Source organism: Paraburkholderia sediminicola, from assembly GCF_902859805.1.
Taxonomy (GTDB): Bacteria; Pseudomonadota; Gammaproteobacteria; order Burkholderiales; family Burkholderiaceae; genus Paraburkholderia; species Paraburkholderia sediminicola.
In genome coordinates, this window is the sequence record NZ_CADIKC010000026.1 from 1 (window position 1) to 9,223 (window position 9,223).

Here is a 9,223-nt window from a genome sequence, read left to right on the forward strand (position 1 = left end):
GACCTCGAAAAACGCTGGGCTGGCGCAGGCCCGGAGAAGCCTTCATTGAAAACTGCGCCAGGCAAGGGATTGTTATCGACCCGGCTGTTGCACTTGGTATTTGAAACCGCCTAGGCAAAAGAAAGCGGCTCAAACCGCTAATGCTAAGTGGGGCCCGTGGTCTGCTGCGGGTAGTGGTGCATCTGGAATCTGCGTTCTCCCGCATTCGGCGCCAGTGACAAGGGCGTCATACTTCCGGCGGCGCTGCGCGCGCCGAAGAGCACTTCTTAAAACCTCCCTCTACGTTTCAATTGCTACGCCTCGCCGACGGGGCGTGGCTCGTCATTGCAACGCCAACGCCATCTCGATTCCGATTGCAACGGCAACGGCAACGGCAACGGCAGATGCGAACGTGACCGTGGCTGGGATGGGGGCAGGGTGAAGCGAGGAGGGGCGGTGATTCAGCACACCGGCATATCGTTTAAAGAGGGCGTTCCGCGCTGAATGCAGAGGCGCCTCACCGAGGCGAAGCCGACGGCCCCACAAACCAAAACCGAAGCCGGCGGTTTCCCATGCATACCCGTCCGCGACGCACGCAGTGCGGAGTGGGAGCTGATGAGTCCTTTGTCACTGGCGCGGAATACGCGAGAGCACGGATTCCAGTCGCACCAGTACCCGCAGCAGACCACGGTGCGCACTTAGCATTAGCGGTTTGAGCCGCTTTCTTTTGCCTACTTTTCTTTGCGGCAAGCAAAGAAAAGTAGGTGCCGCCCCGCACAGGGGCAACGCTAATAGACCACTAACAAATCAAGGAAAGGCCAAAGCCCCAGGAACACGGATAAACAAGCGCCGAACAGGCAAAAACCTAAACACTACAAGCAGCCCCACCACCAGAAGCAGCAATCTCCCGCGCGGCCTTAGCGCCCTCAACTTGTAAAAGAGTCGGCAAAGAAACCCCATTCTTAGCCGCAGTAACCTCAGCAAGAATAGAAACAGCAATCTCAGGCGGCGTCCGGCTGCCAATATAAATCCCAACCGGCCCATGCAGCCGGGCCAACTCGGTATCGTTCAGATCGAACTCCTTCAACCGCTCGCGCCGCGCCTGATTATTCCTTCTCGATCCCAAAGCACCGACATAAAAAGCCGGCGTCTTCAACGCCTCCATCAGCGCGAGATCATCCAGCTTGGGATCATGCGTCAGTGCAATCACCGCACACCGCTCGTCGAGCTTCATGTCGATCACGGTATCGTCCGGCATCGTCCGCACAATCTTCGTGCCGGGAATACTCCACTCCTCGGTGTACTCCTCGCGCGGATCGCATACGGTCACCTGGTAGTCGAGCCCAACCGCGATATTGCACAGATAGCGCGACAACTGCCCCGCACCGATCACCAGCATCCGGTAACGCGGGCCGTGAATCGTCAGCAGACGCTCGCCGTCGAAATGCACGCCGTCGGTTGCCAGCGCCGTATCGAGCCGCACTGCGCCGGTCACCATGTCGACTTCGCGCGCCACCAGACGGCCGTCTTCCACCGCATGGCACAGATCGGCAATGCCGCTTTGCGGCGTCAAAGGCTCCAGCACCAGCTGGATCGTGCCGCCGCAAGGCAGGCCAAAGCGATGCGCTTCTTCCGCGGTAATGCCGTACTTCACCGCCTCAGGACGTGTCTGCTCAATACCCTTTTGCCGCACGCGGTCGATCAGGTCGTCTTCGATGCAGCCACCCGAGACCGAACCCACCACAAGGCCATCGTCACGCACCGCGAGCATCGCGCCCTCGGGACGCGGCGACGAACCCCACGTCTTCACCACCGTCACCAGTAGCGCGCGATGTCCCTCTTCCAGCCAACGTGCGCTGGACTTCAGGACTTCGAGATCCACGCTGTCCATGATTTCTTCCTTTTCGTTCCGTCGCCGCCGGACTCGGTGTCCGCAGCCTCATTCGATTCTGTATTTTGCCCCGCCGCGTCGCCGACTGCTGTGTCGCCGCCATCCGGGGCCGTCGCGCCTTCAGCGTCGCCGCCGACCTGCGCGCCGAAGCGCTTGAAAAATTCGCCCGCGATTTTACGCGCAGCGCCGTCCACCAGCCGCGAACCGATCTGGGCGAGCTTGCCGCCGACCTGTGCGGTCGCCGTGTACGAGAGCTTCGTCGCGGCGTCGCCCTCGGGTTCGAGCGTGACGCGCGTATTGCCCTTGCCGAAGCCCGCAGCGCCACCCTGACCTTCGAAAACGATGGTGTAGCTGTTCGGCGCCTCGATATCGGTCAGCAGCATACGCCCTTTGAAGCGCGCCTTCACCGGGCCGACCGATGCGCTCAACACCACTGCATACGCGTTTTCGCCATCCGGGTCGATGCTCTCGCAGCCGGGAATGCACGCACGCAGGATTTCGGTATCGTTTAGCGCATCCCACGCGCGCTGCTGGGAAACCGGCAGCGTATGGGTCTCACTTAATTCCATGGCGTTGCTCCTGCAGTTGTCCTGGCGCAGTCGCTCAAACGAGGCGCGCGCGTAAGTTGCGCGAGGTCGCGGCCGAACGCCGTGAGACTGTCCAGATTATGGACCGGACGATGTGCGTCGACGTACGGCAGGATCGCCTGCACGCCGCGCGCTTTCGGTGAAAAACCGCTGAAACGCAGCAGCGGATTGAGCCACACGATACGGTGGGCGAAGCGGCGCAGGCGCGCCATTTCGGTGTCGAGCACGTCGATCGCTTCGTGATCCAGGCCGTCGGTGACGAGCAGCACCGTGGCTCTGCCAGTCAGCACGCGACGTGCCCAGCGCCGGTTGAATTCGGCGAGCGCCGCGCCGATTCGCGTGCCGCCCGACCAGTCGACCACCTGATCGGTGAGCGTCGCGATTGCCACGTCGGGATCGCGCTCGCGCAGCGCGCGCGTGGCGTTGGTCAGGCGTGTGCCGAAAAGAAACACCTGCAGGCGTTCACGCGATTGCAGCAGCGCGTGGCAAAAGTACAGGACCGCGCGCGAATAGCTGCTCATCGAGCCGGAAATATCCAGCAGCAGCACGAGTGGCGGTTTGCGTTCTACTACCGCGCGATACTTCCACACCGTCCAGTCGCCGCCCGCCCGCACCGCTTGCCGTGCGCTCGCGCGCAAATCGGCATGCGTGCCGTGCGAAGCGGCTTTCAGGCGGCGCGTCGGCTCGGTGGCAAGCGGCAGACGCTGGCCACGGATCAGATGCCGCAAAGTGCGCCATTCATCAGCGGAAAGCGTTTCGAAATCGCGATGACGTAGCCGCTCTTCCGCACTGAAGGTGACGTGCGCGCGTAGTTCGTGTTGTTCGGTTTCCTGCGGCGCTTTGCTGTGCGGCGAGGGTGGCGTACGTACGGCAAGCGCGTCGGCGAGACGGTTGTTGCGTTTGGGTGGCGGCAAGCCATCGCGGACTTTCGGCAGCAACAGCGCGCGCAGCTTGCCTTCCCAATCCGGGTCGCGCCAGAACAGATCGAAAGCGGTGTTGAAGAGGTCGCGTTCATCCGGCGCGGAGACCAGGAGTGTGGCAAGCGCGGCGCGCACATCGTCGCGGCGGCCGAGGTCGATCCAGTGCAACGCGGCAAGTGCATCGACGGCTTGCGCTGGCGACATCGGTAAACCCGCACCGCGCAGCACGCGTACAAAGTGGACGACGTTGTGCGCGAGTGTGGGGGTATCGATAGGCGAGGCCGAGGTTTCGACGGACGGGGGCGTCGAGCGTGCACTTGCGTCGTCCGCCAACGCGGGACGATTCGCCGATGCGCTACTGCTTTGCGCAATATCGCTGTCTGCGAGCGGTTCACTGCTTGCCGAAGCGCCATTGTCACCGTCGGTGTTCTTTTCCATCGCCATTATCCCGGCGTCGCGAGACATTGCGCGATCTGCGCGGCGTCGACGCGCGCCAGATCGTCCTGATACTTGAGCAGCACACCCAGGGTGTTCTGCACCGACTGCGGATCGAGCTCCGTCACCGACAATGCTTCCAAAGCGCGGCACCAGTCGATCGTTTCGGCGATGCCGGGCGCCTTGAACAGATCCATGCCGCGCAGCCGATGCACGAAATCGACCGCGCGTCGCTGCAATTCAGCCGACGTCTGCGGCGCGCGCGCGGCGACGATCTCCAGTTCACGATCGCGCTCGGGATAGCCGATCCATTGGTACAGGCAACGGCGTTTCAACGCATCGTGCACTTCGCGCGTGCGGTTCGACGTCATCACGACGAGCGGCGGCTGCTCCGCCCGCACCGTGCCGTATTCGGGAATCGATACCTGGAAGTCCGACAGCAGTTCCAGCAGAAACGCTTCGAACGGTTCGTCGGCGCGGTCGATTTCGTCGATCAGCAGCACACGCCGCGCGCCCGGATGATTTTCGTCGGGCATCAGCGCTTGCAGTAGCGGACGCTTCAGCAGGAATTCGCTGCGGTACAGCGTGTCGTTGCCGGGACGCTCGCCAGCGGCTTCGGCCAGGCGCAGCGCCATGATCTGGCGCGGGTAGTCCCATTCGTAGAGCGCGCTCGCAGTGTCGAGTCCCTCGTAGCATTGCAGCCGCAGCATCGAGGTGCCGAGCATCCCCGCCGCGGCCTTGGCGAGTTCGGTCTTGCCGACGCCGGGTTCGCCTTCGACGAACAACGGCCGCTCCATGCGCAGCGCGAGATACAACGCGGTCGCGAGTTCGCGGCTGGCGAAGTAACTTTGAGCGGCGAGTTGCGCGAGAGTGTCGTCGATGGAAGCAGGCTGCATGGTGTTCCTGACTCTGCATGGTGAAGAGCAAAACGGCGCGCTCGTGAAGCGTTGCGGTTGTGCCAATACGTCGGTTCCGGGACCGGCGTATTGCCGCATGTTGTGCGGCGAAGTGCCAGAGCGCGCCGCGACAAAGCGCTTGATCGATCGGTGGCGCGACGCTCGCCTATGTCACTCATACCGACGATGGAACGGAGCGAATGAGAGCGAACATCGCGCCACGCCGCGCGCCCAATCGAACAAGGCTGACGCGCTCCGCCGAGTCACGTCAGCCGCCGACCCCAACGATCGCTAACCGTTCGCCTTCGTCACAGCTCGCGCGGCCAGCACCGGGATCAGATGCGCGCGATACTCGGCGCTCGCGTGCATGTCGGTGTTCAGGTCGGCGTCGGAGACGGTCACGGCTCGCGCGGCGTCGGGCGTGAAATTCGCCGATAGCGCGCTTTCCAACTCCGGCACACGAAATACCGAAGACGCTGCTCCTGTCACCGCGACACGCACGCCGCTCGCAAACTTCGCGACGAATACGCCGACCAGGGCAAAGTGCGACGCCGGTTGACGGAATTTCTCGTAGGCGGCGCGCTCGGGCACGGGAAACTCGACAGCCACGATCAGCTCGTCAGGCGCCAGTGCGGTCTCATACATGCCGACGAAGAAATCGCTCGACGAAATCCGTCGCCGATCGGTGACGATGGTCGCGTCCAAGGCCGTCGCAGCAGCCGGATAGCAGGCTGCCGGATCGTTGTTCGCGAGTGAACCGCCGATGGTGCCGAGCGCGCGCACCTGGCGATCGCCGATGTGTCCGGCGAGATCCGCGAGCGCCGGCAGCACACGCCGAAGCTCCGCATGCTCCGCGACGTCCGCATGGCAAACGGCTGCGCCGATCGTCACCTTGCCGGCGTCGACGGTGATCGATTTGAGCGCGGGAATCCGCGTCACGTCGATCAGTTGCGACGGCTGCGCGAGCCGCAGACGCATGGTGGGCAACAGGCTTTGTCCGCCGGCGATGAACTTTGCGTCACTGTCAGCGGCGATGGCTGCGGCGGCCGCTTTCGGATCCGTCGCGCGTTGATACTCGAATGAATACATGTCGAATGCTCCGCTCAGGATCTTAGTGGGGTTTGGCTGCGTGGATCGCGGACCACACGCGATGTGGCGTTGCCGGCATTTGCAGGTCGGTCACACCGAGCGGCGCGAGCGCGTCGAGGATTGCGTTGATCACGGCCGGTGGCGAACCGATCGCGCCTGCCTCGCCGCAGCCTTTCACGCCGAGCGGATTGTGCGTGCACGGTGTGCCCTTGGCGGTTTCGACGGTGAAGTTCGGCAGATCGGACGCATGCGGCATCGCGTAGTCCATATAGGAGCCGGACAGCAACTGACCACTCTCGTTGTCGTACACGCAGCGCTCCAGCATCGCCTGCCCGATGCCCTGGGCTAGCCCGCCATGCACCTGGCCTTCGACGATCATCGGATTGATCACGTTGCCGAAATCGTCGACCGCGGTGAACTGCTGGATGCGGCAGACGCCCGTCTCCGGGTCGACCTCGATTTCGCAGATGTACGAGCCGGCCGGATAGGTGAAGTTGGTCGGATCGTAGAACGCGCTTTCTTCGAGACCTGGTTCGAGCACGTTGAGCGGATAGTTGTGCGGCACGTAGGCGGCGAGCGAGATCTCGGCGAATGCCTTGGTGCGATCGGTGCCCGCGACGCGAAACACGCCGTCCTTGAACTCGATGTCTTCGGCTGCGGCTTCCAGCAGATGCGCGGCGATTTTTTTCGCCTTGGCTTCGATCTTGTCGAGCGCCTTCATGATTGCCGAGCCACCGACCGCAATCGAGCGAGAGCCGTAGGTGCCCATGCCGAACGGAATGCGCCCGGTGTCGCCGTGAACGATTTCCACGCTTTCCAGCGCAATGCCGAGCCGATCAGCAACCACTTGCGCGAAGGTTGTCTCATGCCCCTGGCCGTGACTGTGGGAGCCCGTGAACACGGTGACCGAACCCGTCGGATGCACGCGAATCTGGCCGACTTCGAAGAGCCCGGCGCGTGCGCCCAATGCACCGGCAATGTTCGACGGCGCCAAACCGCAGGCTTCGATGTAGCACGAGTAGCCGAGGCCGCGCAGCTTGCCGTTCTTTTCGGATTCCTGCTTGCGCGCGGCGAAGCCTTTCACGTCCGCGAGTTCGAGCGCACGGCTCAGCGTGGCCTCGTAGTCACCGGTATCGTAGGTGAGGCCGACCGGCGTGGCGTACGGAAACGCGCGAATGAAATTGCGACGGCGGATTTCCGCGGGATCGAGCTTCATCTCGCGCGCCGCGGTTTCGACCAGACGTTCGACCACGTACGTTGCTTCCGGGCGGCCCGCGCCACGGTAGGCGTCGACCGGGACGGTGTTGGTGAAGACCGCTTTCACCTCGGCGTAGATGGCGGGCGTCGCGTACTGACCGGCGAGCAGCGTCGCGTACAGGATGGTCGGCACGCTCGAGGCGAAGGTCGACAGATACGCGCCCATGTTGGCGATCGTATGAATGCGCATCGCGAGGAATTTGCCGTCGGCGTCCATCGCCAGTTCGGCTTTGGTGACGTGATCGCGGCCGTGTGCATCGGACACGAAGGCTTCCGAGCGCTCGGCCGTCCATTTGATCGGACGGCGAATCTTCTTCGATGCCCACGTCAGCGCGACGTCTTCGGCGTAGAGGAAAATTTTCGACCCGAAACCGCCGCCGACATCCGGCGCGATCACGCGCAGTTTCGATTCCGGCAGCGACAGCACGAACGCGGCCATCAACAGGCGTTCCACGTGCGGATTCTGATTCGCGACGTAGAGCGTGTAGCTGTCGTCCTGCACCGAATAGCTTGCGTTGACCGCACGCGGTTCGATCGCGTTCGGGATCAGGCGGTTGTTGACGATGTCGAGCGTGGTGACGTGCGCGGCTTTGGCGAAGGCGGCGTCGGTCGCGGCTTTGTCGCCGTGGCCCCAGTTGTAGCAGATGTTGTCCGGCACTTCGTCGTGAACTGCCGCCTGGCCCGGATCGGACGCGTGCGCGGTGTCGACCACGGCCGGCAGCACGTCGTAGTCGACCTCGATCAGTTCGGCGGCGTCTTTCGCGGCCTTGATCGAATCGGCGATGACGAGCGCGACCTGATCGCCGACGTGGCGTGCTTTCGTGTGCGCGATGATCGGATGCGGCGGCTCGTTCATCGGCTTGCCGTCGGTGCTATGGATCAGCCAGCCGCACGGCAGTCCGCCGACGTTGTCCGCGGCCATGTCCGCGCCGGTGAAGATCGCGACGACGCCGGGCGACTGTTTCGCCGCGGTGGTGTCGATGCTGTTGATTTTTGCGTGAGCGTGCGGCGAGCGCAGGAATACCGCATAGGTTTGCTGCGGCAGGACGATGTCGTCGGTGTACTGACCGTTGCCGGTAAGGAAACGATAGTCTTCCTTACGTTCGACGGAAGTACCGATGAGATGGGTGTCGGGTGCGTTCATCGTCGGCTCCTCAGGCGGTGGCGGGCGCAGCGGCCGGGGCGTTGGCGTTGGCCGTGCCGGCGGACTTCATGCCTTCGGCGCCTTCGAGCACTGCTTTGACGATGTTGTGATAGCCCGTACAGCGGCAGAGATTGCCGTCGAGCTGGGCGCGCACGTCGTCGCCGGTGAGATTGGGTTGGCGCTCGACGAGGGAGACCGCGCTCATCACCATACCGGGCGTACAGAAACCGCACTGCAGGCCGTGGCAATGTTTGAAGGCGGCTTGCATCGGGTGGAGGGCGCCGTCTTTGGCGAGTCCTTCGATGGTGGTGATGGTTGCGCCTTCGGCCTGGACCGCGAGGATATTGCAGGATTTGATCGCGCGGCCGTTCAGGTGAACCGTGCATGCGCCGCACTGGGCCGTGTCGCAGCCGACGTGCGTTCCAGTGAGGCGAAGTTGATCGCGCAGGAACTGGACAAGCAGGGTGTTCGGGTCGATTGAGGCGCTGATGGGCGCGCCGTTCACCGTCAGACTGATGCTGATCGCCATGAAGTTGTCTCCTTATGGGGTGAAACCGGACCTTTGTTTTTTCCTGCCTTCAGCTGCCTGCTCGTGGGGTCCGATTAGGGTGCTGCGGGTTTACTGTTTTGCGGTTCTTTTTTATGGGTCTGCCGAAAAGTAAAGCACAAATTGGGTGGGGGCGCTATTGGGTTGTGTGCCTGCTCGGCGGTTTGTTTGGGTTGTTTTTTGCCCGTTCGGGCTGGGGGATTGCTTGCGCGGCGCTTGTTTCAGGTTTATTGCCTGTTGGGCGCTTGTTTGTCTGTGTTCTTGGGGCTTTGGGTTTTCCTTGTTCTGGCTTTCGTGCCTTTCCTTGATTTGTTAGTGGTCTATTAGCGTTGCCCCTGTGCGGGGCGGCACCTACTTTTCTTTGCTTGCCGCAAAGAAAAGTAGGGGCGGTTTCAAATACCAAGTGCAACAGCCGGGTCGATAACAATCCCTTGCCTGGCGCAGTTTTCAATGAAGGCTTCTCCGGGCCTGCGCCAGC

7 protein-coding genes and 1 pseudogene are annotated in these 9,223 nt (G+C 62.7%); all 8 read right to left on the reverse strand.

Going from position 1 to position 9,223, the window contains the following annotated elements; all coding sequences use genetic code 11:
* Window positions 1–844: 844 nt before the first annotated feature.
* Complete coding sequence (locus R8871_RS38200; protein WP_175055068.1) at window positions 845–1,870, reverse strand: XdhC family protein; 1,026 nt, start codon at window positions 1,868–1,870, stop codon at window positions 845–847.
* A complete protein-coding gene (locus R8871_RS38205) occupies window positions 1,843–2,439 on the reverse strand; it encodes a CoxG family protein (protein ID WP_175055069.1) in 597 nt (198 codons plus the stop codon). The genes R8871_RS38200 and R8871_RS38205 overlap by 28 nt, the downstream gene beginning before the upstream one ends.
* Complete coding sequence (locus R8871_RS38210; protein WP_246288089.1) at window positions 2,430–3,815, reverse strand: vWA domain-containing protein; 1,386 nt, start codon at window positions 3,813–3,815, stop codon at window positions 2,430–2,432. The genes R8871_RS38205 and R8871_RS38210 overlap by 10 nt, the downstream gene beginning before the upstream one ends.
* 5 nt (window positions 3,816–3,820) lie before the next feature.
* Window positions 3,821–4,708 carry an AAA family ATPase gene (locus R8871_RS38215; RefSeq protein WP_175055070.1) on the reverse strand — a complete coding sequence of 296 codons (888 nt, stop codon included), beginning with the start codon at window positions 4,706–4,708 and terminating at the stop codon, window positions 3,821–3,823.
* A gap of 291 nt (window positions 4,709–4,999) precedes the next feature.
* Complete coding sequence (locus R8871_RS38220; RefSeq protein ID WP_175055071.1) at window positions 5,000–5,797, reverse strand: FAD binding domain-containing protein; 798 nt, start codon at window positions 5,795–5,797, stop codon at window positions 5,000–5,002.
* Window positions 5,798–5,819: 22 nt separating this feature from the next.
* Window positions 5,820–8,198: a xanthine dehydrogenase family protein molybdopterin-binding subunit gene (locus tag R8871_RS38225; RefSeq protein ID WP_175055072.1), complete on the reverse strand. Its 2,379-nt coding sequence runs from the start codon at window positions 8,196–8,198 to the stop codon at window positions 5,820–5,822.
* A 10-nt stretch (window positions 8,199–8,208) separates the two neighbouring features.
* Window positions 8,209–8,727 (reverse strand): (2Fe-2S)-binding protein, encoded by a 519-nt coding sequence (locus tag R8871_RS38230; protein ID WP_175055073.1) that lies wholly within the window; start codon window positions 8,725–8,727, stop codon window positions 8,209–8,211.
* Window positions 8,728–8,881: 154 nt separating this feature from the next.
* A pseudogene (locus R8871_RS38345) lies at window positions 8,882–9,223 on the reverse strand (hypothetical protein); the annotation flags it as partial.

What these genes read in the sequence shown, in the direction of transcription:
- R8871_RS38200 (WP_175055068.1), bottom strand. Translation starts at nt 1,870, where the DNA reads ATGGACAGCGTGGATCTCGAAGTCCTGAAGTCCAGCGCACGTTGGCTG.
- R8871_RS38205 (WP_175055069.1), bottom strand. Translation starts at nt 2,439, where the DNA reads ATGGAATTAAGTGAGACCCATACGCTGCCGGTTTCCCAGCAGCGCGCG.
- R8871_RS38210 (WP_246288089.1), bottom strand. Translation starts at nt 3,815, where the DNA reads ATGGAAAAGAACACCGACGGTGACAATGGCGCTTCGGCAAGCAGTGAA.
- R8871_RS38215 (WP_175055070.1), bottom strand. Translation starts at nt 4,708, where the DNA reads ATGCAGCCTGCTTCCATCGACGACACTCTCGCGCAACTCGCCGCTCAA.
- R8871_RS38220 (WP_175055071.1), bottom strand. Translation starts at nt 5,797, where the DNA reads ATGTATTCATTCGAGTATCAACGCGCGACGGATCCGAAAGCGGCCGCC.
- R8871_RS38225 (WP_175055072.1), bottom strand. Translation starts at nt 8,198, where the DNA reads ATGAACGCACCCGACACCCATCTCATCGGTACTTCCGTCGAACGTAAG.
- R8871_RS38230 (WP_175055073.1), bottom strand. Translation starts at nt 8,727, where the DNA reads ATGGCGATCAGCATCAGTCTGACGGTGAACGGCGCGCCCATCAGCGCC.